This is a genomic window from Actinoplanes missouriensis 431, from assembly GCF_000284295.1.
GTDB lineage: Bacteria > Actinomycetota > Actinomycetes > Mycobacteriales > Micromonosporaceae > Actinoplanes > Actinoplanes missouriensis.
On sequence record NC_017093.1, the window covers coordinates 8,083,604 to 8,106,653 of the forward strand.

At 70.8% G+C, this 23,050-nt stretch carries 17 protein-coding genes; 7 read left to right on the forward strand and 10 right to left on the reverse strand.

Going from position 1 to position 23,050, the window contains the following annotated elements; genetic code table 11:
* Positions 1-29: 29 nt before the first annotated feature.
* Positions 30-3,542 carry a bifunctional glycosyltransferase/CDP-glycerol:glycerophosphate glycerophosphotransferase gene (locus AMIS_RS36835; protein WP_014447570.1) on the reverse strand — a complete coding sequence of 1,171 codons (3,513 nt, stop codon included), beginning with the start codon at positions 3,540-3,542 and terminating at the stop codon, positions 30-32.
* A 153-nt stretch (positions 3,543-3,695) separates the two neighbouring features.
* On the opposite strand from AMIS_RS36835, the gene AMIS_RS36840 reads away from it, so the two are divergent.
* Positions 3,696-4,181, forward strand: coding sequence for an NUDIX hydrolase (locus AMIS_RS36840; protein ID WP_041831637.1), 486 nt, complete (start codon positions 3,696-3,698; stop codon positions 4,179-4,181).
* Positions 4,182-5,138: 957 nt separating this feature from the next.
* Here AMIS_RS36840 and upp read toward each other — a convergent pair.
* Entirely contained in the window at positions 5,139-5,771 is a 633-nt protein-coding gene (gene upp, locus AMIS_RS36845; protein ID WP_014447572.1) for a uracil phosphoribosyltransferase, read from the reverse strand.
* A 59-nt stretch (positions 5,772-5,830) separates the two neighbouring features.
* Here upp and deoC point away from each other — a divergent pair, with 59 nt between their 5' ends.
* From deoC to AMIS_RS36870, 5 genes are all read left to right on the forward strand, one after another.
* A complete protein-coding gene (deoC, locus tag AMIS_RS36850) occupies positions 5,831-6,760 on the forward strand; it encodes a deoxyribose-phosphate aldolase (protein ID WP_014447573.1) in 930 nt (309 codons plus the stop codon).
* Between the two features lie 47 nt (positions 6,761-6,807).
* Positions 6,808-8,232, forward strand: a complete 1,425-nt coding sequence (locus AMIS_RS36855) for an aldehyde dehydrogenase family protein (protein WP_014447574.1) — start codon at positions 6,808-6,810, stop codon at positions 8,230-8,232.
* Positions 8,225-9,058, forward strand: a complete 834-nt coding sequence (locus AMIS_RS36860) for an aldehyde dehydrogenase family protein (protein WP_014447575.1) — start codon at positions 8,225-8,227, stop codon at positions 9,056-9,058. Before AMIS_RS36855 ends, AMIS_RS36860 begins: the two co-directional genes overlap by 8 nt.
* 94 nt (positions 9,059-9,152) lie before the next feature.
* Positions 9,153-10,043: a DNA primase gene (locus AMIS_RS36865; RefSeq protein ID WP_157435192.1), complete on the forward strand. Its 891-nt coding sequence runs from the start codon at positions 9,153-9,155 to the stop codon at positions 10,041-10,043.
* A 67-nt stretch (positions 10,044-10,110) separates the two neighbouring features.
* Complete coding sequence (locus AMIS_RS36870) at positions 10,111-12,480, forward strand: transposase (RefSeq protein ID WP_172666647.1); 2,370 nt, start codon at positions 10,111-10,113, stop codon at positions 12,478-12,480.
* 291 nt (positions 12,481-12,771) lie between these two features.
* Here AMIS_RS36870 and AMIS_RS36875 read toward each other — a convergent pair whose 3' ends face one another.
* The 5 genes from AMIS_RS36875 to AMIS_RS36895 form a co-directional block, all read right to left on the reverse strand.
* Complete coding sequence (locus AMIS_RS36875) at positions 12,772-13,359, reverse strand: GTP-binding protein (protein ID WP_014447578.1); 588 nt, start codon at positions 13,357-13,359, stop codon at positions 12,772-12,774.
* A 1-nt stretch (position 13,360) separates the two neighbouring features.
* Positions 13,361-13,741 (reverse strand): DUF742 domain-containing protein, encoded by a 381-nt coding sequence (locus tag AMIS_RS36880; RefSeq protein WP_014447579.1) that lies wholly within the window; start codon positions 13,739-13,741, stop codon positions 13,361-13,363.
* Positions 13,742-13,831: 90 nt separating this feature from the next.
* The gene (locus AMIS_RS36885) at positions 13,832-14,236 is read right to left on the reverse strand and encodes a roadblock/LC7 domain-containing protein (protein WP_014447580.1); all 405 of its coding nucleotides are present in this window, start codon (positions 14,234-14,236) and stop codon (positions 13,832-13,834) included.
* Entirely contained in the window at positions 14,233-17,802 is a 3,570-nt protein-coding gene (locus tag AMIS_RS36890) for a sensor histidine kinase (protein WP_014447581.1), read from the reverse strand. Before AMIS_RS36890 ends, AMIS_RS36885 begins: the two co-directional genes overlap by 4 nt.
* 485 nt (positions 17,803-18,287) lie before the next feature.
* A complete protein-coding gene (locus AMIS_RS36895) occupies positions 18,288-19,409 on the reverse strand; it encodes an adenosine deaminase (protein ID WP_014447582.1) in 1,122 nt (373 codons plus the stop codon).
* 26 nt (positions 19,410-19,435) lie between these two features.
* Here AMIS_RS36895 and AMIS_RS36900 point away from each other — a divergent pair, with 26 nt between their 5' ends.
* A complete protein-coding gene (locus AMIS_RS36900) occupies positions 19,436-20,245 on the forward strand; it encodes a putative RNA methyltransferase (RefSeq protein ID WP_014447583.1) in 810 nt (269 codons plus the stop codon).
* 100 nt (positions 20,246-20,345) lie between these two features.
* Here the strand turns inward: AMIS_RS36900 and AMIS_RS36905 are convergent, their stop codons facing one another.
* The 3 genes from AMIS_RS36905 to AMIS_RS36915 are packed head-to-tail and all read right to left on the reverse strand — an operon-like array spanning position 20,346 to position 23,023.
* A complete protein-coding gene (locus tag AMIS_RS36905; RefSeq protein ID WP_014447584.1) occupies positions 20,346-21,026 on the reverse strand; it encodes a DUF4272 domain-containing protein in 681 nt (226 codons plus the stop codon).
* Between the two features lie 6 nt (positions 21,027-21,032).
* A complete protein-coding gene (locus AMIS_RS36910; protein ID WP_014447585.1) occupies positions 21,033-22,310 on the reverse strand; it encodes a thymidine phosphorylase in 1,278 nt (425 codons plus the stop codon).
* The gene (locus tag AMIS_RS36915) at positions 22,307-23,023 is read right to left on the reverse strand and encodes a cytidine deaminase (RefSeq protein WP_014447586.1); all 717 of its coding nucleotides are present in this window, start codon (positions 23,021-23,023) and stop codon (positions 22,307-22,309) included. The genes AMIS_RS36910 and AMIS_RS36915 overlap by 4 nt, the downstream gene beginning before the upstream one ends.
* Positions 23,024-23,050: the final 27 nt, after the last annotated feature.

The window sequence follows — 23,050 nt, forward strand, 5'->3', positions numbered from 1 at the left end:
CGAGTCACGGGATCCGATCCCCAGGTCGGTCACTTGCCCTTGCGCCCGGCTGCCAGCATGGCGTCGGCCAAACGGGCCGCCGCGTGTCCGTCGTCGAGGTCGCTGGCCCGTTCCTTGAACGCCTGGTACTGCGTGGCGTACTTCTCCACCACCTGATCCGAGGTGCGGATCGCGTCGATCACCTCGTCCGAGGTGCTCAGCAGCGGGCCCGGCGCCTCGGCCTCGAAGTCGAAGTAGAAGCCGCGCAGGTTGTCCCGGTAGTTCTCCAGGTCGTAGGTGAAGAACAGGATCGGGCGGCCGGTGCTGGCGAAGTCGAACATCACCGAGGAGTAGTCGGTGATCAGCACGTCCGCGATGGCCAGCAGATCCGCCATGTCCGGATATGTCGAGACGTCGTAGACGAATCCGTTGCCGGCCCCGCGGATCTCGTCGACCACGTTCGGGTGGCGGCGGATCAGCAGCACGTGGTCGTCGCCGAGACGCTCCCGGGCCGCTTCCAGGTCCAGCATCATGGTGATCTTGTAGGCGCCGCCGCTGTAGTACTCGTCGTCACGCCAGGTCGGGGCGTACACCACGACCTTCTTGCCCTCGGGCAGACCGATCCGCCGGCGCACGTCGGCGACAAGCGCGTCCCGCTTCTCGCCCTCCAGGAAGAGCACGTCGTTACGCGGGTAGCCGATCTCCAGGATCTCGCCGGGGAAGCGGAACGCGCGCCGCAGGATCGGCGTGCTGAACGTGTTCGGCGAGACCAGGTGACTCCAGTTCTTCGCCTCGGTCTCCAGCTTCTCGAAGTACTTCTTGTCCGCGAAGTGCAGGTCCTCGATGTCGAAGCCGATCCGCTTGAGCGGGGTGCCGTGCCAGGTCTGGATCACCACCTGGTCGGGGCGGCGCTCGAACCAGCCGGGCAGGTGCTGGTTGGTGACGATGTACCGGCTGGTGGCGAGCGCTTCGTACCACTCGTGGCGCCACAGCGCGACGGTCTTCGCGGTGTCCGGCACGGCGGCCTGGCCGTCGGTGACCACCCAGAGGTGTCCGAGCGGCAGACCGCGGGAGACGAGCTCCTCGTGCACGGCGCGCGGGCTGTCCGAGTACTGCCGGCCGGTGAAGCTGTTGTAGAGCACGACGTCACGCAGCGGTGCCTTGCGCATCCGCGGGTAGAGCTCGGTGCGGCTGCGGAAGCCGTTCGCCTTGCCCCGCTCGGAGTCGGAGAGCGCCGTCCGGACCCGGATCACGCTGCGCTGGTCGGTCAGCCACTCGAAGGTGACCCGCTCGGGGTCGGCCGGGTGGCCCACCGGCAGGCTCTCCATGCTGCCGACGGCGAGCGGCAGCGGCCGGATCGGGCCGTCGCCGAGCCGGTAGAAGACGTTCCACGTGCCGGCCTTGAGCCGGATGTCCCAGCCGAAGTTCGGCACCCGGAGCGGGTCCAGGTCGAGGCTCCACGTGCTGCCGTCGATCGTCACCGGGAAGTGCTTGGTCTCCCGGGCGTTGGAGATCCGGGCGACCACCCGCATGTCGCTCCAGTCGCCGGTCGGCGGCAGCGTGCCGGTGAGCCGGAACCCGGTGCTCAGCGACGTGACACCGGAGATCGCCGGGGTCAGCGGCAGCGCGGTCAGCACCGGGTGACCCTTGCGGTCCGGCAGCACGTTGAGCGTGCGCCCGCTCAGGTAGAGCGGCGGGAACGTGAAGTAGTCGTGCATCGCCAGCCGGATCGGGGCGGCGTGCTCGTCACCGGCGGAGAGCTCGATGTCCCACCGCTCACCGGGCTCGCCCGGCAGCAGTTGCGGGTACTCGGCGCCGTCCTCCTGCAGATCGGTGACCGGGATCCGGAACTCGAACCGGTCGGCGGAGATCTCCACCGGGTAGCTGCGCCAGGCGATCCCCGAGGTGCGCGACAGCCGCGCCGTGGCCGGCCGCCGGTTCGCCCCGGTGACCTCGCCCCGGATCACCACGTGGTCGCCCCCGTCGTCCAGCGAGCCGCTGGTGAGCCGGGCGCCGACGTGCTCCACGTGCAGCTGGAACTTGCCGTTCGTGACGACCGGCGTGACCCGCACGTCGGTGTCGACGTAGAGGCTGGTGAGCCGGATCGGGTTGGCGTGCTCGCCGACGGTCAGCGGGCCCTTGCTCTTCTGGCCGAGGCCGAGGACGCCGACCACGACCGTCCACACCCCGTCGTGCCACTTGCCGTCCTCGCCGCGCAACGACTGGACGTCGATCTCCGACTCGAAGCCGGACCAGTCGTAGTTCATCGACGGGCTGCCGTGCACCGCCGTGGCGTCCAGGCACTTGTGGTTGACAAGCGCCTGGCGCTTGGTCCGGCGGCCGCTCTCGTCGCGCAGCCAGACCAGCCGGGTGGTCGACCAGGCGTGCGCGGCGGACTGCCCGGGGATGAACGCGTGACCGCGGACCCGCAGCTTGTCGCCGCGCCACTGGGCGTCGTGCACCCTGGTGCGCGGGCGCGGGGTGCCGGCCAGGAACAGCGTGCGAGGCACGTTCGGCAGGCGGTCCTCGAGGAACATCAGCTTGTGGTACCGGCGCAGGCCCTTGCGGACGATCCGGTGCCGCGCGCGGACGGTCGGGATCATCTCCAGCAGCTCGGGCAGCATCCGGTTGCGGACCAGCCGCCACAGCACCCGGTGCGCCGCCGGGATCTCGTCGTAGACCCGCTCGTCGACGGTCGCCAGGAAGCGGTTGCAGCCGTCCAGGAACTGCCGGTGGTAGTCCTCGTCCACCTTCGGCAGCACCCGCATGAAGAGCATCAGGTCGCCCTTGAGCGCGGAGGCGTCGTAAAGGCGCTTCAGTTTCTGCTGCTTGTGCTTGCCGAGGAACCGGCTCACCGACTCCACGCCGGCGAGCCGGTCGATGAAGCCCTTGATCTCGTCCCGGCGCTGGGTGATCGACTTGTCCGCGCCCTCGCGCTCACGCCAGTAGTAGACCGGCACGTCCAGCACGTCGACGCTCTTCGCCAGCACGTGCGCCGGGACCATCACCGGGGTGTCCTCGTAGAGCACGCCCTCCGGGAAGGCCAGCTGGTGCTGGTCCCAGAACGAGCGGCGGAACACCTTGTTCCACGCGGTCCGGTCGTCCATCAGCGAGATCTGCTTGCTCACGTGGGTGCGCAGACTCGTGGTGGCGAACGCGGTCCGGTGCAGGCCGGACTGGTGCACGCCCCGGCTGGTCAGCCGGTAGACGTTGCCCGACGCGAAGTCCGACCCGGTCTCGGTGATCGAGGAGACGAGCAGCTCACACGCGGCCGGCGGCAGCACGTCGTCGCTGTCCACGAACATCACGAACTCGCCGGTGGCGTGCTCGACACCGGTGTTGCGTGCGGCGCCCAGCCCGGCGTTGGCCTTCGTCACCAGCTTGAAGCGGGGGTCGCGAGCGGCGAACTCGGCGGCGATCTCGCCGCTTTCATCCGTCGACCCGTCGTCCACCATGACGACCTCGAGCCGGCGATAGTACTGAGCCGCGATCGAGGAGAGGCATTCCTCCAGGTAGGGTGCCACGTTGTAGATCGGCACGATGATGCTCAGCACGGAATCCATTCCCGTGTACCCTCCTGGAATTTCGACGCGGATTATCACTCTATGCGTCGGCTGTTCGGCGAACGTTAGCAGAACAGCCGGGCCCGACGTGAGGCCGATTCGTGACGCTATAAGGCATTTTGTCACCCAACGGCATGCTCTAAGGTGGGCGACGTGCAGGCCATCGTCGCCACGCTCGGCTACGTCTTCTCGCCCGATCGTCGCCAGATCTTGATGATTCGCCGGGACACCCGGCCCGACGACATCCACTTCGGTTACTACAACGGCCTCGGCGGCAAGCTCGAACCCGGCGAGGACGTCATCACCGGCCTCCGCCGCGAGATCCACGAAGAGGCCGGTCTCGACTGCACCGGCGTGGAGCTGGCCGGCACCATCTCCTGGCCCGGCTTCGGCCGCAACGGCGAGAACTGGCTCGGCTTCCTCTTCCGCGTCACGGCCTGGACCGGCACCCCGCACAGCGCCAACCCGGAAGGCTCACTGCACTGGGTCGACGTCGCCGACGTGCTCGCCGGAAAACTCCCCATGTGGGAGTCCGACCGCCACTTCCTCCCCCTGATCTTCGCGGACGAGCCGGAGGTCTTCCACGGCGTCATGCCCTTCTCGGCGGGACGCGCGACGTCGTGGAGCTACAACACCTGATCGGGTACGGGGCTGCCGCTACCCCAACCGCAGGTGAGCAGTCCCCGTGAAGCCGCGCGAGCACCTGCCGCCCCCGGGCCGCAGCGCGCCCTACGGCGACAGGTGCATGGTCACCCGCTGCCCCGTCCCACCGTGATCCACTCTCCCGGGTGCCCCGTCCAGGCGCGCCGGTCCCGTTTCGTGAGCGTGTCGAGTTGGGCGCGCTCCCAACCCCCAGTCCCCACGCGACCCGTCGCGTTTCGTGAGCGTGTGGAATTCGGGTCAGCTCGAGAGCGTCCCGCGATCGAGGGCGCGGTGATTCGCCCTGCCGGCAGGCTGCGGACGCTCCACCGTGGGGGCGCGGCGGTCCGCCCTGCCCGCAGCCTTCGGACACTCCGCCGCGGCGACAAATGCAACAATTCGGATGGGTGCAGGGGCGGTCAGGGCACACGGAAGACGATTGTGTGCGCTCACCGTCGCTATAGCGGCGATGAACGCACACGAACAGCCAACGTGTGCCCTGATCGCCGCAAACTCCGGTCACGGTGTGCCGTGCCGTGGCCCGCTGACCACCGTGTGCCGGCGACCACCTTGCGGGTCACCGTGAGCGCTCGTCCCGCCCGGCTCGCGGGTCACCGTGAGCGCTCGTCGCGCCCGACCCGGGGTCACCGTGAGCGCTCGTCTCTGGCTGCCCGGGGGTCACCGTGAGCGCTTGGCTCGGCGGCGGGGATGACTACGTGAGCCACGGGAACCGAGCTGGGGGTCACCGTGGGCGGGAGGATCCGCTCGGGGGACTGTCTGCTCGTGGGGGTGCAGCGGTCGCGAAAGGCGCCGGACGGCTGGGACGGAGGGCCTGGGTCGCGGGGGCTTCTCGGGGACGGTCGGGGTGCGGTTGGGAGGGTTCGACGCGTACCCGGGAAGAAGTAAGGCCGCACCTCTCTCACGGGGAGAGGGGCGCGGCCCTTCGACTGCGGTGGGTCAGAAGCGGCGCATGCCGCCGAACTGGCGGTCGCCGGCGTCGCCGAGGCCGGGGACGATGTAGGCCTTCTCGTTCAGGCCCTCGTCGATCGAGGCGGTGATCAGGCGCAGCGGGAGGTCGGAGCGGGACAGGCGCTCGATGCCCTCGGGGGCGGCCAGGACGCAGCAGATGATGATGTCGGTGCAGCCGCGGTCGGCGAGGAGCTTGCAGCAGTGCAGCAGCGAGCCGCCGGTGGCGAGCATCGGGTCGAGGACGAGGACCGGCTGGCCGGAGAGGTCCGCGGGGAGCGACTCCATGTAGGCGCGGGGCTCATGGGTCTCCTCGTCGCGGGCCAGGCCGACGAAACCCATCGACGACTCGGGGAGCAGGCCGAGCGCGGCGTCGGCCATGCCGAGGCCGGCGCGGAGGACCGGGACGATCAGCGGCGGGTTCGCCAGGCGGGTGCCCTCGGTGGCGGCGACGGGCGTCTCGATGGGGTACTTCTCGACGGCGAAGAGGCGGGCCGCCTCGTAGACCACCATCGTGGTCAGCTCGTGCAGCGAGGCACGGAAGACACCGGACTCGGTCTCGGTGCGGCGCATCGCGGTGAGCCGGGTCTGTGCCAACGGATGATCTACGACAAGGACGTCCACGGCCTCAACCTACCGTTCATTCAAGATCAACTGACACAGGGTTGCTTAGAATCGATTTCATGACTGCGACAGCGTCCGTCCGGTCGTCCGACCTCCGTTCCTTCCTGCGCGGCCTGCCCGGGGTCGACAAGGTGGGCATCGAGGCGAGGGCGGCGGCACTCGGCACCCGCTCGGTGAAGACCAGCGCCAAGGCGCAAGCGATCGACCTGGCCATCCGCATGGTCGATCTGACCACGCTCGAGGGCGCGGACACGCCGGGCAAGGTCCGGGCGCTCTGCGCGAAAGGCAGGCGGCCCGACCCCGCCGATCCCGGTTGCCCGCCGGTCGCCGCGATCTGCGTCTACCCGGCGATGGTCCCGGTCGCGTCGGCCGCGCTGGCCGGCTCGGGAGTGCGCCTGGCCAGCGTCGCCACCGCGTTCCCGTCCGGGCAGGCGCCGCTCGACGTCAAGCTTGCCGACACCCGGAGCGCGGTCGAGGCCGGCGCCGACGAGATCGACATGGTGATCAGCCGGGGCGCGTTCCTGGCCGGTGACTACGATCGGGTGTTCGACGAGATCGTCGCGGTCAAGGAGGCGTGCGGCAGCGCTCACCTCAAGGTGATCCTGGAGACCGGGGAGCTGGCGACGTATGACAACGTCCGCCGCGCGTCCTGGCTCGCGATGCTGGCCGGCGCCGACTTCATCAAGACCTCCACCGGCAAGGTCGCGGTCAACGCGACGCTGCCGATCACCCTGGTCATGCTGGAGGCGGTCCGGGACTTCCGGGACCGCCACGGGCGGCAGGTCGGGGTCAAACCGGCCGGCGGCATCAAGAACACCAAGGACGCGGTCAAGTACCTCGTGATGATCAACGAGACGGTCGGCGACGACTGGCTGAGCCCGGACTGGTTCCGGTTCGGGGCGTCTTCGCTGCTCAACGACCTGCTCATGCAGCGCACCAAGCTCACCACCGGTCATTACGCCGGTCCGGACTACTTCACCCTGGACTGAGCTTTCCAGGCGGCTTCGCCGCACTGCGAAGAAAGGTCGGAAAGCCGATGTTCTCCTATGCTCCCGCTCCCGAATCCCGTTCCGTCGTGGACATCGCCTCCTCCTATGGGTTGTTCATCGACGGCTCGTTCGACCCCGCCAAGGACGGCGGCACCTTCAAGACGGTGAACCCGGCTTCGGAGGAGGTCCTCGCCGAGGTCGCCGCCGCCGGCTCCGAGGACGTGGACCGGGCTGTCGCCGCCGCGCGCCGGGCCTTCGAGTCGTGGTCCGCGCTGCCGGGCTCCGAGCGCGCCAAGTATCTGTTCCGGATCGCCCGGATAATCCAGGAGCGATCCCGCGAGCTGGCGGTTCTCGAGTCCCTCGACAACGGCAAGCCGATCAAGGAGTCGCGCGACGTCGACCTTCCGCTCGTCGCGGCACACTTCTTCTACTACGCGGGCTGGGCGGACAAGCTGGGCTACGCGGGCTTCGGCCCCGACCCGCGTCCGCTCGGCGTGGCCGGTCAGGTCATCCCGTGGAACTTCCCGCTGCTGATGCTCGCGTGGAAGATCGCTCCGGCGCTCGCCACCGGCAACACCGTGGTGCTCAAGCCGGCCGAGACCACCCCGCTGTCGGCGCTCTTCTTCGCCGACGTCTGCCGGCAGGCCGACCTTCCACCGGGCGTGGTCAACATCGTCACCGGCGCCGGCGACACCGGGGCGTACCTCGTGCAGCACCCGGATGTGAACAAGGTGGCGTTCACCGGCTCCACCGAGGTGGGCCGGGAGATCGCCCGCGCGGTGGCCGGCACCGGCAAGCGGCTCACCCTGGAGCTGGGCGGCAAGGCGGCGAACATCGTCTTCGACGACGCCCCGATCGACCAGGCGGTCGAGGGGATCGTGAACGGGATCTTCTTCAACCAGGGGCACGTCTGCTGCGCGGGCTCCCGGCTGCTGGTGCAGGAGTCGATCGCCGAGGAGCTGCTCACCTCGCTGAAGCGGCGGATGTCCACGCTGCGGGTCGGTGACCCGCTCGACAAGAACACCGACATCGGCGCGATCAATTCGGCGGCACAGCTCGCCCGCATTACCGAATTGTCGGAAATAGGTGGCGCAGAGGGCGCCGAGCGCTGGTCGCCGGAGTGTCAGCTGCCCGATCGCGGCTTCTGGTTCGCCCCCACCATCTTCACCGGGGTGACCCAGGCGCACCGGATCGCCCGGGAGGAGATCTTCGGGCCGGTGCTCTCGGTGCTCACGTTCCGCACCCCGGCCGAGGCCGTGGAGAAAGCCAACAACACGCCGTACGGGTTGTCGGCCGGTGTCTGGTCGGAGAAAGGGTCGCGGATCCTCGCGATCGCCGACAAGCTCCGCGCCGGCGTGGTGTGGGCCAACACGTTCAACAAGTTCGACCCGGCGTCGCCGTTCGGCGGCTACAAGGAGTCCGGCTACGGTCGCGAGGGCGGCCGGCACGGGTTGGAGGCGTACCTTGCCTAAGTCGATTGCACCTAGAACCGCGTCGCGGCTTGCCGTCCGCAAGACCTACAAGCTCTACATCGGTGGCGCGTTCCCTCGCAGCGAGTCAGGACGGACCTTCGTGGTGAACGGCGACAACGTGGCCCTCGCCTCCCGTAAGGACGCCCGCGACGCGGTGGTGGCGGCCCGGTCGGCCCAGAAGAAGTGGGCGGGCGCCACGGCGTACAACCGCGGGCAGGTGCTCTACCGGATCGCCGAGATGCTGGAGGCACGCCGCCGCGAGTTCGCCGGTCTCGGCGTGAAAGCCGACGAGGTGGACGCCGCGATCGACCGCTGGGTCTGGTACGCGGGGTGGTCCGACAAGATCGCTCAGGTGGCCGGCGGCGCGAACCCGGTGGCCGGGCCGTTCTTCAACATCTCCGCGCCGGAGCCCACCGGCGTGGTCGCGGTGGTCGCCCCGCCGTCCCTGCTCGGTCTGGTCAGCGTGATCGCCCCGGCCGTGGTGACCGGGAACACCGTGGTGGTCCTCGCGCCGGAACCGCAGGTCGCGATCACTCTGGCCGAGGTGCTCGCCACCTCCGACGTGCCCGGTGGCGTGGTGAACATTCTCACCGGCAAGTACGCGGAGACCGCGCCCTGGCTGGCCGCGCACGCCGACGTCAACGCGCTCGACCTCACCGGCGTGGAGCATCCCGAGCTCGCCGCCGAGCTGGAGCGGACCGCGGCCGGGACCTTGAAACGCGTGATCCGCCCGCGTCCGGACGCCGACTTCACCGCCGATCCCGGGTTACGGCCGATGACCGCCCTGCTGGAGACGAAGACGGTGTGGCACCCGAAGGGCGAGTGAGCCGACCGGGGCCTTTGTCACACAGCGTTGCGGACTAGGGTGTGTGCCCAGAGTCACCCGTCCCGCCACCCCATTGAGCATCCGGAGGTCAACCGTGACCAGCCAGTCCGACGAGCCCGAGGCGTCCGCGCCGGTGGCCGAGCAGCCTTCGTCCGAGGGGCCGTCCGGGCGTGAGCTTTGGGATTCCGTCCGCATCGAGCCGGTGGAGATCGCGCTGCCGGGTGGTGTGGGGCTGACCCTGCGGGCGTACCGGCCGGCCGGCGAGGTGACGCCGACCGAGATCGAGGTCGACGAGGACGACCCGTTCGAGGCGCGCAAGCGTGTCCGCGAGGAGGACGGCGAGGAGTTCGTCGAGGTCAGCGACGAGGAGCTGGAGCGGCAGGCGCTGGACGCCGCCGCCGCCGACCCCGACCTGGCGGAGAAATCGGACGCGACCGAGCCGGCTGCCGAGACCGAGACCGAGGACGAGCCGGAAGCGGCCGCCGACCGGCCGGACGACGAGGAAGTTCCGCTGTTCCTCAGCCACAAGGGCCGGCTGCTCGCGTTCAAGAGCACCGAATCGCTCGTCGCCTTCCTTCGTTCGGGTGCTCCGCACGATCTCGCACAATTGGACACCTGGGAGGCTGTTGCCGAGCGGGTACAGTCGAGCGACATCGACCCGCTGCCGGAGAACCGCTACGAGCTCGACCTCGTGGTGGAGAACCTGCGTGGCGGCCACGACACGTGGGATCTCCCGCTCCTCATCGCCGCCGGCGAAGTGGCCCGCGACCTCGGGCACGCTCTCCGCATCAAGCCGGTGATCCTGGCCCTGTCGCCCGGTTCTCCGCTCGACGACCTGGACGAGTCCCTGCGTACCGCGGAAAACGGTGGGATGGGTGGATTCTTCGGACGTCGGCGGTTGAAGAAAATCGGGGCACAACAGGCGAGTCTCGGCTGGCGCTCGGTCATCGGGAAGATCTCTGCCGCTGTGGACTGGCGTGACTGACCGATTACCAGGGAACATCAGTCCTTGGCCAGTGAGTGAAAGCAGTCCCGGGGAGGAGGACGACGCCGTGGCGCTCGTGCGCGTGTACTGCGGTCTGGCGTCGGCTGATGATTCGGTGCGTACGGCTTCGGCCGCGCCACTGACCATCGCCGTGGTGGACGACGCAGGCCGGCTGCTCGGCGTTCACGAGATCAGCGACGACCCGGCGGGTTACGCCCAGCTGGGAACGCTTCTCGTGGAACGGACGACGGGATTCAGCGACGCGGCAGTCGCCGCGGACAGTGACGACCACGTCGTCACGTCGCTGCTCACCGCCGCCGGGCGGCCACTCGTCGTCGTCGACGACGACGACGCGGACGACTACGCCGAGCGTTTCTCCGACGACGACTCCCCCGAGGAGATCGCGGCGCCGCTCGCCGCCCGCCGGGCCGTCGGCCTGGCCCGGGCGTTGCAGGCCGGCGCGATCGCGGCGATCAACCTGCCGACGCCGCGGGAGCTGGTCAGCTACAAACCGGTCCTGGCCGCGCACGTCGCGATGCTCGTCGGGCGGAACGCGGCGGCCGTCGCACTCCGCGAGGTGCTGCGCGAGCTCTACCCGGCGGCCCTCCGGGCGTACCCGGATCCCGCCCACCCGCTGGCCCTGGCCGTCCTGGAAGCGGTGCCCGAGCCCGGCCGGATCACCGGCCGGCCCGGCGACGCCGCCCACGTCACCCGCGAGATCGCCGGCGAGCTGGCCCGCAACGGCGCCGGCAGCGACGATCAGCTGATCGCCGCGGTCACCGCCCTGCAGGTCGCGATCAGCGAGTCGCCGCGGCGGGGCGGGGTCAACAAGTCGCTCGCCCCGGCCGCTGCCGACGCCGTGCGCCAGGCGATCGGCGCGGTCCGTTCCTGCGACGCCGCCTGCACCGCGCTGGTCGGCACGCTGACCGCCCGGGGCGCGATGCCCGGCGCCAACTCCACCGTGGGCCGCCGCGCGGCGCGCCGGGCCCCCACCGAGCCCACGCCGCTGCAGCCCGTGCCGACCGGGGAGAACCCGCGGTTCGGCCGTCGCAGCCGTCCCGAGCCGGCCACCAGCGGCAGCGGTCCCGCCGTGCCGCAGCCGATGACCGCTCCCCCGGTCGCGCCGGACCCGATCGCACCACCGCCCATCGCACCGGCCGCGGCGAACGGCCTTCCCGGCCTGCCCAGCCGCACCGGCACGCCCGGCAACCGGCCGGTCTCGGTGCCGCCGCCTCCGCCCGGCATGACCCCGATCACCCCGGGGACGCGTCCCGGCGTCCCGGCGTCCCGGCCCGCGGCCACCCCGACGTCCGCCCAGCCCGGCGGCCGGGCCACTCCGGCCGAGGCCGGCGAGCCGTTCCGGCCGACGCTCACGAACGCCGAGCTGAACCGGGCGCGGGCCGAGCGCCAGCGCACGGTCATCCCGTCCCGGCCCAAGACCACCCCGGCGAACGGCGTGCCGGGCGGTCCGACCGACTTCAGCCTGCCGCTGCCCGCCCAGTCGACGCCGCCCGCGGCGTCCGCCCCGGCGCAGCGTCCCGGCCAGGAGATCGCCGACCCGGGTTCGCGTGCCAACTGGCCGCTGCTCAACCCCGGCAAGGACGATCTGGCGGTCACGCCACCGGCCGCCGCCTCGGTCAGCCCGGCCGCCGCCTCGGTCAGCCCGGCCGCCGCCTCGGTCAGCCCGGCCGCTGCCTCGGTCAGTCCGGCGCCGGCCGGTGGACGGGTCAAGCCGCCGTGGCAGGACATGCCCAAGGAGCCGCCGTCGCTGCGTCTCGTCGAGGGCCGGGCCAACGGCTCGCCGCTGGACCGCTCGGGCCCTTCGCTGGACCGCTCCGGTCCGTCGCTGGACCGCTCCGGCTCCACGCTCGACCGCTCCGGCTCCACGCTCGACCGCTCCGGCTCCACGCTGGACCCGGTCGGCGGCTCGCCGGCGTTGCGCGGCAGCAAGAGCGCGCCGAAGCTGACGGCTCTCGACCGCAGCGCCAGCCCGCCGGTTCCGGCCGACGGCAGCGACGGTGACCTGCTCATCTTCGCGGCGGCGCGGTCGGCGTGGTTCACCGGCGGTCCCGCCGAGACCGAGAAGGTCGACTGGTCCAACCCGAACGACAGCGGCTGGCGTGCGGCGGAGAAAGCGGCCACTCCGGCGGTCGCCGCCGAGACCTCGGCCGGCCTGCCCAAGCGGGTGCCGCAGGCCAACCTGGTGCCGGGCTCGCCCCTGCGCGAGGAACGCCCGCTGCGCATCGTCCGCGACGCCGCGTCGATCGCCGCGCACACCACGGGTTACTTCCGTGGCTGGCGGCGCGGCCAGGAGATAGGTGGCTTCGCGATGGGCGGGCGCCCGGGCCGGGAAGCCGCCGGCGGGTGGGACTTCACTCGCGACGGCCAGGCCGCCGACGAGTACCGCGACAACAACGCGGGCTTCGGCGGTCGCTGATCCAGCCGAGAAGGCCGCGCCCGGTGGGGCGCGGCCTTCTCGCGCATCTGGGTACGCTCATCGCCCTCCAGCGCCGCGCGGACCCGCCGGGTGCCACCCGTGGGTGCGAGCCGCGCTGAGACCGGTGAGAGGCCCGCTGAGCGACCGCCCCGACGTGACCTCCAGCCGGGCTGAGCTTGCATGGTGAGCCCGTAAGGGTTGCGCTTAGTCAATGGCCGGCTGCGCACAGCGCCCGGCCACGGACATGCGAAAGCCCCGCTCCGGCGACCGGAGCGGGGCTTCAACCGACTGTCAGGCGGGCGCCACCGCGCGCGAGCGACGCATCGTCAGAACGTACTCCACCAGGGAGATCAGCACGTTCTTCGTCGACTCGCGGTTACGGGCGTCGCAGCTCACGACGGGCACGTCGCTCGAGATCGCCAGCGCGTCTCGAACGTCCTGCGCGTTGTGGTACTGCATGCCGTCGAAGCAGTTGATCGCGATCAGGTACGGAAGGCGACGGTGCTCGAAGAAGTCGATGGCGGCGAAGCAGTCGGCAAGCCGACGCGTGTTCACCATGACAACTGCACCGATCGCACCCCGGACGAGTTCGTCCCACATGAACCAGAAACGCGTCTGGCCCGGTGTTCCGAACAGGTAGAGGATCAGGTCGCGGTCGATGCTGATCCGGCCGAAGTCCATGGCCACAGTGGTGGTCATCTTCCCCGGCACCTGCCGGTTGTCGTCGACACCCACACCGGCCGAGGTCATGATGGCCTCAGTGGTCAGCGGGGTGATCTCCGAGACCGACCCCACCAGCGTCGTTTTGCCAACGCCGAAGCCACCGGCGATGACAATCTTCGCCGATGTCACGCGTCCCGCAGCGGGACGGTGCGACATGTCAGAGCCTGCGAAGTCCACTCAGCACCCTTTCCAGCAGTTCCGTGCCTACCGCGTCGGTCTCGTCTTCGAGCGAGGTGGGCTCATAGACCGCAAGCAGGCCGTCCGAGGCCATGTCTGCGACGATCACACGTGCCACACCGAGCGGCAGTTGCATGCGTGCGGCGATCTCAGCGAGCGATTGAACGCGCCCGCCGTCACACATCGCCGCGATGTACTGATGCTCGCTTCCACCCTGCCCGCCGCGGTTCATCCCAGAACGGCCGCGCACGGTTGTCTCGACCAGCGCTTCCAGCGCTATCTCAAGCTTCGGCCGGGTCCGACCACGGGTCACGGCGTACGGCCTTACCAGTGCACCGGTCGGCTCATCGCGTTCGGGCATAGTCACCGTCAACCCCTCCCTCGGCCCCTCGAAGTGTATTAGTTGTCAAGGTCTCTGACAGTAGCCGACCAGGCCGGCTCACTGCCCGTCTCAGCCCAGTACCCCGGCCGCCGAACGCGGCGCGGGGGTCAGAGCCTCGCCGACCCGGTCGACCAGGAGGGCCATCTCGTAACCCACCTGCCCGACGTCACAGCTGCGCGCCGCAAGAACGGCGAACGACGAACCGTCGGAGATCGACATCAGGAACAGGAACCCATTGTCCATCTCGACGACCGTCTGGAGAACGGCGCCGCCCTCGAAGCAGCGCGCAGCGCCCTGCGTGAGGGAAACCAGGCCGGACGCGATGGCCGCCAGCTGGTCGGCACGGTCCCGGGGAAGGTCCCGTGAGGCCGCCAGGAGCAGGCCGTCGGCGGAGACCGCGATCGCGTGCGCGACCCCGGGAACGCGGTCGGCGAAGTTGGCCAGAAGCCAACCGAGATCCTGCGTAGATGTCATGCCTCATGCTCCTTGCCAGCCTGCGAGGGCTGCTGCCCTCCCGGAGTCTCCTCCAGGTTGGTCGATTGTTCCTTGGTGCGACCGCGCTGAACACCTCGGTGGTACGCGGACAGCAGACCGCGGACCCCTTCGGGAGTACGGCGCTGGACGGAGTTACCGCCCCGGTCGACACCGCCGGGGACGAGTTGCGCCATCGGCGTGCGCTTCGGAAGGCCCGCCGTGGTGGTGGTATCGACCTGCGTCTCGGCTGCGGCACGGGCCGCCTGCCAGCCGTCGTCGGCCGCGGTGCGCCACGGGTTCGTGGCCGTGCTGCCGTTGCTGTAGGAGCCGCTGACGGCCGCCGCGGGGGCGCCGACCGTCGCCGTGTCGAAGTCGCGCGACTCGGGTGACCCGGCCTGCTGCGGCACACCGGCCGAGCGGGTCGGCTCACCGGTGGGGATCCGGCGCGCGGAGACGACGGACTCGTCACCGGCGTCGGCACCAGAGGTCCTGGCTGCCTCGGGGCGAGGCTGGTCGCCGGGGTGCGTCGTGGTGAACCACGCCGACTCCAGCTCCCGGAAGATCGGCAGCTCCATGGTCTCGTCCGCGAACGGGACCCCACCCTCACGCTGACGGGCGGAAGCCTGTGCCGCGGCGATCTGCGCCGCCGCGGTGGCCTGAGCCTCCGCGGCCTGCGCGGTGGCCGTCTCGTGCCCGGCACGGGCCGCGGCAGCCGCGTCGTCGGCAACCGGGGCCGGCGGCGCGGAGACCTGCGGCACCGCCGAGACGGGGGCGGTCTGCGGGTTGGTCGGCCGGGCCACCTGCGGCTGCGGCTCGAAGTTGTCCGGACGGTACCGCGGGATCTCGGCCGTCATGTCCAGCGCGGCGGCGAGGTTCTCCGGCACGTGCGGGGTAGCGGCCTGCTCCCGATCCGCGGCGACCGGCGGCCAGGCCGGCGGCGCCGAGGCGAACGGGTTGACCGGCTCGGCGGAGACCGGCGCGGCCGAGACCGGCTCGGCCGGAGCCGCCGAGATCGGCGGAGAGTACGGCGGGGCCGACGGCACCGGCGGGGCGGAGACCGGCGGGACCGGCGGCGCGGAGACCGGCGGCATGACCGGGCCACGACCCAGGTTCTCCGGGTTGGCCGGCAGCTGGCGCGGGATGGCCGCGCCGAAGCCGTTGGTGTCCTCCGGACGCGGGAACTCGCCGTTGCGACGCTGCGCGAGCTCGTCGAGCCCGGCGAAGCCCTGCGGGCCGGACGGCAGCGGCGGGATGACCTCGTTGCTGCGCGGGCCGTGGAAACCGTTGGCGAAGCCGTTGGTCTGGGTGCCGTTGGTCTGGGTGCCGTTGGTCTGGGCACCGTTGCCGTTCAGGCCACCGAAGCCGGTGGGAGCGGCGCCGGTCAGGTCGGACCAGGCGGGGACGGAACCGTTGGTGCCGTTCATCGGCTCGAACGGGTGACCACCGCCGTTGACGCCGGGGCCACCACCGTTGAGCCCGCCACGGCCGCTCTCCAGCGCCAGCGGCTCACCGAAGGACGGCATCGCCGGCGGCGGGCTGTCGAAGCCGACCATCGACTGGACCCGGGCGGACGCCGCGGCTGCCAGCACGGAGGCGGGCAGGCCGACCTCGGCCACGGTGCCCCGCTCGCGGTCCGCGGGACGGAGCTCGACGCGGACGGCGTGGCGGTTGGCCAGCCGGGCGACCACGACGAGGCCCATCATCCGGGAGACGGCGACGTCCACCGTGGGCGGGTTGGCGAGCCGCTCGTTGAGGTCGCGCAGCTGCTCCCGGCTGATGCCGATGCCGTGGTCCTCGACGGTCAGCACCGCGTTGTCGCCGATCCGGCGCGCCTCGACGAGGACGTTGGAGTTCGGCGGGGAGAACGCGGTGGCGTTGTCGAAGAGCTCGGCGACCAGGTGGACCATGTCGTTGACGGCGTGCGCCGCGACCTCGATCTCCCGGTCGATCTGGCCGAACTCGATGCGGGTGTAGTGCTCGACCTCGGACTGCGCGGCGCGCAGCACGTCGATCAGTGCGGCCGGCTCGCGCTGCACACGGGTGGAGTCCGCGCCGGCCAGAACCAGGAGGTTCTCGTCGTTGCGGCGCATCCGGGTGGCGAGGTGGTCGAGCTGGAAGAGCTCGGCCAGACGGTCCGGGTCCTCCTCGCCGCGCTCCAGGCGGTCCAGGTGACCGATGAGCCGGTCGACCAGGATCTGCGAGCGGCGGGCGAGGTTGACGAACATCGTCGCGACGGAGGCGCGCAGCGCGGCCTGCTCGGCCGCGGTGCGCACGGCCTCGAGGTGAACCGCGTTGAACGCCTCGGTCACCTGGCCGAACTCGTCACGGCTGCGGACCGGCAGCGGCTCGGCGATCTGGTCGGCGACCTGTGCCGGGGTGAGCGACGCGGAGAGCGCCGGGTCACGCAGCCGGCTCACCGCGTGCGGCAGGCCGAACTGGGCCACCGCGAGGGCACCCTGACGAAGCTCACGCAGCGAGCGGGCCATCGACCGGGCGACCAGCCAGGCGAACAGGATGCCGAGCAGGAGCAGGGCCAGCAGCAGGCTGGTCTCCAGGAAGACCCGCTGGTTCGTGTCGTCACGCAGGGTGGTGGCGCTTGCCACGATGTTCTTGTCGAACTCGACCTCGACCTGGCGGAAGAGGTCGTTGTACCCCTTCATCGCCTCTTCCCACGAGTTCGTGTTGAACTGGATGTTCTTCGCGTTGTCGCCCTGCGCGGTCATCAGCGGGAGGGTGTAGTTCGTCGCGGCCTGGGCCTTCAGGCCGCTGACCGTGTTGCTGAAGTACGTCTTCTCCGAGTCGGTGCCGACCGCTTCGAGCGTCTTCTTCGCGAGGTCGAAACCGGTGATGGTGCCGAGGAACTGCTGCCGGAGGGTGGTGGTGAGCTCGCCCTCCTCGAGGACCTGGTGACCGATGAACCGCTGCTGGGCGATGTAGTTCTTCGCCTCGGCGACGGCCGCCACGGCACGCAGGTGGTCGCTCAGGCCGGGGTCGGTCGCGAGCTGCGCGGAGGAGTCCCGCACCTGGAGAAGGTCGTCGATCAACTGGTTGTACGTGGTCTTGACGTCGGGCGTCTCGACCTGACCGTTCGCGACCTTGCTCCGGAAAGCCGGCAGGTCCTCGAGGTTACGGTCCAGGCGGAGCAGGAGCGTGCCGACGTTGGCCGGGACGTCCTCGAGTGCGCCCTTCTGCTGCACGTACGGCGTCTTGGCGGCGTCGACCGCCTCGTGCTCGCCGTTGTAGAGCTCGATTGCCGCCGTACGAGCGTCGTTGTTCTTGGCGTCCTTGGCGAGCGCCACCATCATGCCGTAGGTCCGCTCGGCTTGCAGGTGGTCGACCAGACCACCAGCCGCCTCGGACAGCACCGACAGGGTGCGAGCACGCTCCGCGTTGCTCGCCTCCTCGATGTGGTCGACGAGGCCGTCGACGCCGACGATGATCGTCGCCACCGTGGGCACCAGCATGATCAGGCCGAGTTTCGACCAGATCGGTAGGTCTCGCAGTCGACCAGCCGGTCGACGCAGACGCGACATGACGCCGTTCGCCGCCTTGGGGCGCTTGCTCACGTCACCGTCCTCCTGATTCGGGCCCCGGCATTCGGCTCGCCGGGCACCGCGCACGACCGACTCGCCGGGTCGGGCCCCCGAGATTCCATCACGACAAGTGTCAAAGAGAAAGGGCAGGCGGACACGGACCGGTTGTGTGACGCGATGTTGCAACGTCTGAGTTGGACATCGCCGGTCCACTATCACTGCGTGTAGAGCTGCACATCTCTCAAGGTCACTCACACGGCCGGGCTGCATGGGGGGTGGGGCGCAGGCCGACCGGGTCCCGATCGTAGTCGATCGCGATAGAAGTGACGATGGCTCGGTTCCCCGCGATCGGCAAGGCGAGATGCCGGTTTCTGCCGAGTTTGCAGGCGGGAGTCTAGCCGAACGGAGGACACGATGTGCCCTGCCGTCGATTTCTTTTGACGTACGTTCGTCCGAATCGGCGAAAAGGGCGAAAAGCCGGACTCGGGCCCGGCGGCGACCACCGCCGGGCCCCGTTGTCAGCCCAGCAATTTGGCATATGCCGGCTTGATGACCTCATTGATCAGTACGAGTCGCTCGTCGTACGGGATGAACGCCGACTTCATCGCGTTGATGGTCAGCCACTGCAGCTCCGCCCAGCCCCAGCCGAACGCCTCCGTCAGCAGCGTCATCTCCCGCGACATCGACGTCCCGCTCATCAGCCGGTTGTCGGTGTTCACCGTGACCCGGAACCGGAGGTCGTGCAGCAGCTTGATCGGGTGCTCGGCGATCGACGCTGCCGCGCCGGTCTGCACGTTGGACGACGGGCAGAGCTCCAGCGGGATGCGCTTGTCCCGCACGTACGCCGCGAGCCGCCCCAGCACCGGCGGAGCGGACTGGGTGCCCCCGGTCGCGGTGACCGCGCTCGGCCCGGTGGCCGGCGCGGTGATGTCGTCGACGATCCGGACGCCGTGACCGAGCCGGTCGGCGCCGCACCACTGGATCGCCTCCCAGATCGACGGCAGGCCGAACGCCTCGCCGGCGTGGATGGTGAAGTGGAAGTTCTCCCGCTGCAGGTACTCGAAGGCGTCGAGGTGCCGGGTGGGCGGGAAGCCCGCCTCCGCGCCGGCGATGTCGAAGCCCACCACCCCGGTGTCGCGGTACCGGACCGCGAGCTCGGCGATCTCCTGCGACCGGGCGGCGTGCCGCATCGCGGTGAGCAGGGTGCCGATCCGGATCGGCCGTCCCGCGGCGGCCGCCTCCGCGCAGCCCTCGCGGAAACCGGCGTCGACCGCGTCGACCACCTGATCGAGGGTGAGACCGCGTTCCAGATGCTGCTCCGGCGCGTAGCGCACCTCGGCGTAGACCACGCCGTCGGCCGCCAGGTCGAGCGCGCACTCCTTGGCGACCCGGTGCAGGCCCTCCACGGTCTGCATGACCGCGACCGTGTGGGCGAAGGTTTCCAGGTACCGTTCCAGCGAACCGGAGTCGGCGGCCGCGACGAACCACTCGCCGAGCCGTTCCGGATCCCGGGCGGGCAGCTCGTGGCCGACGGCTGCGGCGAGCTCGACGATGGTGGCCGGTCGTAATCCGCCGTCCAAGTGGTCGTGGAGCAGGACCTTCGGTGCCCTGACGATGTCCGAGTGTGCGATGCCAGCCATCAGAAGAGCCTAGAGGGAAGCACCCGATGATCGACGGAGCAATTCCGTATCTCCGATGCCCGGTGTGCCGGGAACCACTCACCCGGCAGGAGCGGGCGCTGCGCTGCCCCCGCGGGCACAGCTTCGACATGGCGAAGCAGGGGTACGCGGACCTCAGCGCCGGGCGGCTCCCGCACACCGGGGACAGCGCCGAGATGGTGGCCGACCGGGCCGCGTTCCTGGCCGCCGGGCACTACCGGTTCATCGCCGACGCACTCGCCGAGCACCGCGCCGACGGCCTGGTGCTCGACGCCGGCACCGGGACCGGCGACTACCTGGCCCGGTTCCTGGACGGCTCGCCGGACGCGATCGGGCTGGGGCTGGACGTCTCCAAGCCGGCGCTGCGCCGGGCGGCCCGGTCGCACGAGCGGGCCGCAGCGGTGCTGGCCGACCTGTGGCGGCCGCTGCCGGTGGCGGACGGCTCGGCCGCGGTGATCCTCGACGTGTTCGCGCCGCGCAACGGCAGGGAGTTCCACCGGGTGCTGCGGCCGGACGGGGTGCTGCTGGTGGTCACCCCGGCCGCCGACCATCTGGCCGAGCTGATCGCCGCGCACGGGTTGATCTCGGTGGACCCGGACAAGGCCGAGCGAGTCGGCGCGAGTCTCGGCGCGCACTTCACGCTGGAGTCGTCGGCGGTGCTGCGGCACCCGATGCGGCTGGCGGCGCCGCAGGTGCGGACGCTGATCGGGATGACACCGAGCGCCCGGCACGTCCGGGTGGCCGAGCTGCCGGCGGCCGAGGTCACGGTGACGGCCGCGGTCGAGGTGGCGGTCTACCGGCCGGCCGTGCACCGGTAGCGAGACCGGCGCAACGGCCTCGCGTGGCAGCGAGGCCGCCGCGGATTCTCGGGGACGGGTCGGGTTTGCGGGGGCGGGCCAGCCCCGTACCAGATGGGGTTCAGACGGAAAGGTCTACTTCTTCCCATTCCGGAGGACCGTCGTGGTACGGGCCGGTGAAGATGACCGCCCACTCCAGCGCCCACCGCCGCTGGCCGATCGCGTTGCTGTCCACCTCACCGGGCAGCGCGCGGCCGATCTGCTCGGACTCCTGGAAGGCCCAGTCCAGGCAGTAATAGAGATCGAGCAGCACCGCGGCCTCGGCCGGATCCCGGACCGCGACCAGTGAGCGGGACCGCCAGCTGGCGAACGTCTCACCGGCCGGCAGGTCCGGCATCTGCACCATCAGCGCGTCGTCCGGCGGAACCGTCGGGTCCAGGTGCCGGCTCAGCCCGAGCAGCCAGGCCAGCGCGAAGACCGCGTCGTGGTGCAGCACGAACGAGCGGTGGTCGCCTTTCGCCCCGATCACGAACTGCCACTCCGGCGCGGTGACCAGCTCGACCAGGTGCGATCCGAGCAGCCAGCTCATCGCGGCCTCGGTGGGCATGCCGAAACAGCGCGCGACGACCACGTGCAGCACCGCGGCGCGCGCTTCCAGCTCGGCGGTCGGGCGCAGCTCGACCGTGTCACCCGGCTCCCAGACCAGCGGGAACGCCGCCGGGGGGAGGGGCAGGCCGAGCCGCGCGAGCTCGTCGAGACTTGCCTCGCGGACCGCGCGGGGATCGGGGGCGGCCTTCGTCATGGTCGGTCAGGCTATGCGGTCGAGAAGCAGCCCGGCAGTGGCGGGCTGTTCAGTGCCGACGACGATCGCCGCCGCCGCCTCGTCACGCGCCACCGGGATCCGGGACTCGTCGTCCGCCCGCAGCTCCAGCAGCACGTCACCGGCACGCACCCGGTCACCGGGGCGAACCTTCAGCTGCACGCCGGCGCCGAAACTGACCGGGTCCTCCTTACGGGCCCGTCCGGCGCCGAGGCGCCAGGCCGCAATGCCGATCCCGTACGCGTCGAGCGACGTCACCACACCGTCCTGCGAGGCACGCAGCACCTCGGTGTGGGCGGCCGTGGGCAGCGGCGCGTCCGGGTCGCCGCCCTGCGCACGGATCATCGCCCGCCAGCTGTCCATGGCCGCGCCCGAGGAGAGCGCCTTCTCCGGGTCGGCGTCGACACCGGCCGCCGCGAGCATCTCCCGGGCCAGCGCCAGGGTCAGCTCGACCACGTCGGCCGGCCCGCCGCCGGCGAGCACCTCGACCGACTCGGCGACCTCGTTGGCGTTGCCGACGGCCAGGCCGAGCGGCGTGCTCATGTCGGTGAGCAGCGCCACCGTGGTGACACCGCTGTCCTTGCCCAGCTGAACCATGGTCCGGGCCAGCTCCTGGGCCATCGCCAGGTCCTTCATGAACGCGCCGGAGCCGACCTTGACGTCCAGGACCAGCGCGCCGGTGCCCTCGGCGATCTTCTTGCTCATGATCGAGCTGGCGATCAGCGGGATCGCCTCGACCGTGCCGGTGACGTCGCGCAGCGCGTAGAGCTTGCGGTCGGCCGGGGCGAGACCGTCACCGGCCGCGCAGATGACCGCGCCGATGTCCTGCAGCTGCGACTTGAACTCGTCGTTACTCAGCCGCGCCCGCCAGCCGGGGATGGACTCCAGCTTGTCCAGGGTGCCGCCGGTGTGCCCGAGGCCGCGGCCGGAGAGCTGCGGCACGGCCACGCCGCAGGCGGCCACGAGCGGGGTGAGCGGCAGCGTGATCTTGTCGCCGACGCCGCCGGTGGAGTGCTTGTCGGCGGTCGGCCGGGACACCGAGGAGAGGTCCAGGCGCTCACCGCTGGCGATCATCGCGGCGGTCCACCGGGCGATCTCCCGCGGCGTCATGCCGCGGAGCAGGATCGCCATGGCGAGCGCGGACATCTGCTCGTCGGCGACCACACCCCTGGTGTACGCGTCGACCACCCAGTCGATCTGCGCGTCGGAGAGCTCGTGACCGTCCCGCTTGGCCCGGATCACGTCGACAGCTGCGAACCCGCTCACGCGTTCCCGTCCTTCCAGCGCTGAGGAATGCCCTCGGGCGCGTCACCCTCGCCGGCCCAGGACAGGCCGCCCTCGGCGTCCACGACCACGACCCGTGGTGTGCGCACCAGGCCCCACGCCACCGCCGCCGAGGCGGCCGGGAAGTTGGGGCCCTCCTCCAGGATGCCCTTGTTCTCGCTGTTGCCGGGCTCCCCCGACGAACGCTCCCAGTAGGCGGTCCAGATGGTCTCGCCACCGGAGATGTCCGGGTGGACGAAGACCGTGCCACGGCCGCGCCACTTCGCCAGCTCGGCGGGGACCTCGGCGCCGCCGGCCGGGCCGGTCACCCGGGCCATGTCCTCGTAGCCGAACGCGTGCGGCAGCAGCTCGGTCATCCGCAGCGGCCGGGGCAGGGCCTCGACCTGGAGCTCCGGGCCGCCGTGTTCCCAGAGCAGCTGGCGGCACCGGCCGCAGGGCATCAGCGGCGCACCCGTCGCGTCGACGCAGGAAATCGCCACGAGGCGCCCGCCGCCGGTCGCGTGCAGCGAGCTGACCAGCCCGCACTCGGCGCACAGGGTCATGCCGATGGAAGCGTTCTCCACGTTGCAGCCCACGATGACCCGGCCGTCGTCGACGAGCCCGGCCACACCGACCGGGAAGTCGGAGATAGGCACGTACGCACGCCGCATCGTCTCGATGGCGGCAGCACGCAGCCCCGCCCAGTCGATCTCCATGATCTGAATTCTGCCTGACTGTCTAGC

Excerpts from the sequence above, each read along its gene's own strand:
- AMIS_RS36835 (WP_014447570.1), bottom strand. The coding sequence starts at position 3,542 with ATGGATTCCGTGCTGAGCATCATCGTGCCGATCTACAACGTGGCACCC.
- AMIS_RS36895 (WP_014447582.1), bottom strand. The coding sequence starts at position 19,409 with ATGGCTGGCATCGCACACTCGGACATCGTCAGGGCACCGAAGGTCCTG.
- AMIS_RS36885 (WP_014447580.1), bottom strand. The coding sequence starts at position 14,236 with ATGACATCTACGCAGGATCTCGGTTGGCTTCTGGCCAACTTCGCCGAC.
- deoC (WP_014447573.1), top strand. The coding sequence starts at position 5,831 with ATGACTGCGACAGCGTCCGTCCGGTCGTCCGACCTCCGTTCCTTCCTG.
- AMIS_RS36900 (WP_014447583.1), top strand. The coding sequence starts at position 19,436 with ATGATCGACGGAGCAATTCCGTATCTCCGATGCCCGGTGTGCCGGGAA.
- AMIS_RS36880 (WP_014447579.1), bottom strand. The coding sequence starts at position 13,741 with ATGCCCGAACGCGATGAGCCGACCGGTGCACTGGTAAGGCCGTACGCC.
- AMIS_RS36875 (WP_014447578.1), bottom strand. The coding sequence starts at position 13,359 with ATGTCGCACCGTCCCGCTGCGGGACGCGTGACATCGGCGAAGATTGTC.
- AMIS_RS36915 (WP_014447586.1), bottom strand. The coding sequence starts at position 23,023 with ATGGAGATCGACTGGGCGGGGCTGCGTGCTGCCGCCATCGAGACGATG.
- AMIS_RS36855 (WP_014447574.1), top strand. The coding sequence starts at position 6,808 with ATGTTCTCCTATGCTCCCGCTCCCGAATCCCGTTCCGTCGTGGACATC.
- AMIS_RS36905 (WP_014447584.1), bottom strand. The coding sequence starts at position 21,026 with ATGACGAAGGCCGCCCCCGATCCCCGCGCGGTCCGCGAGGCAAGTCTC.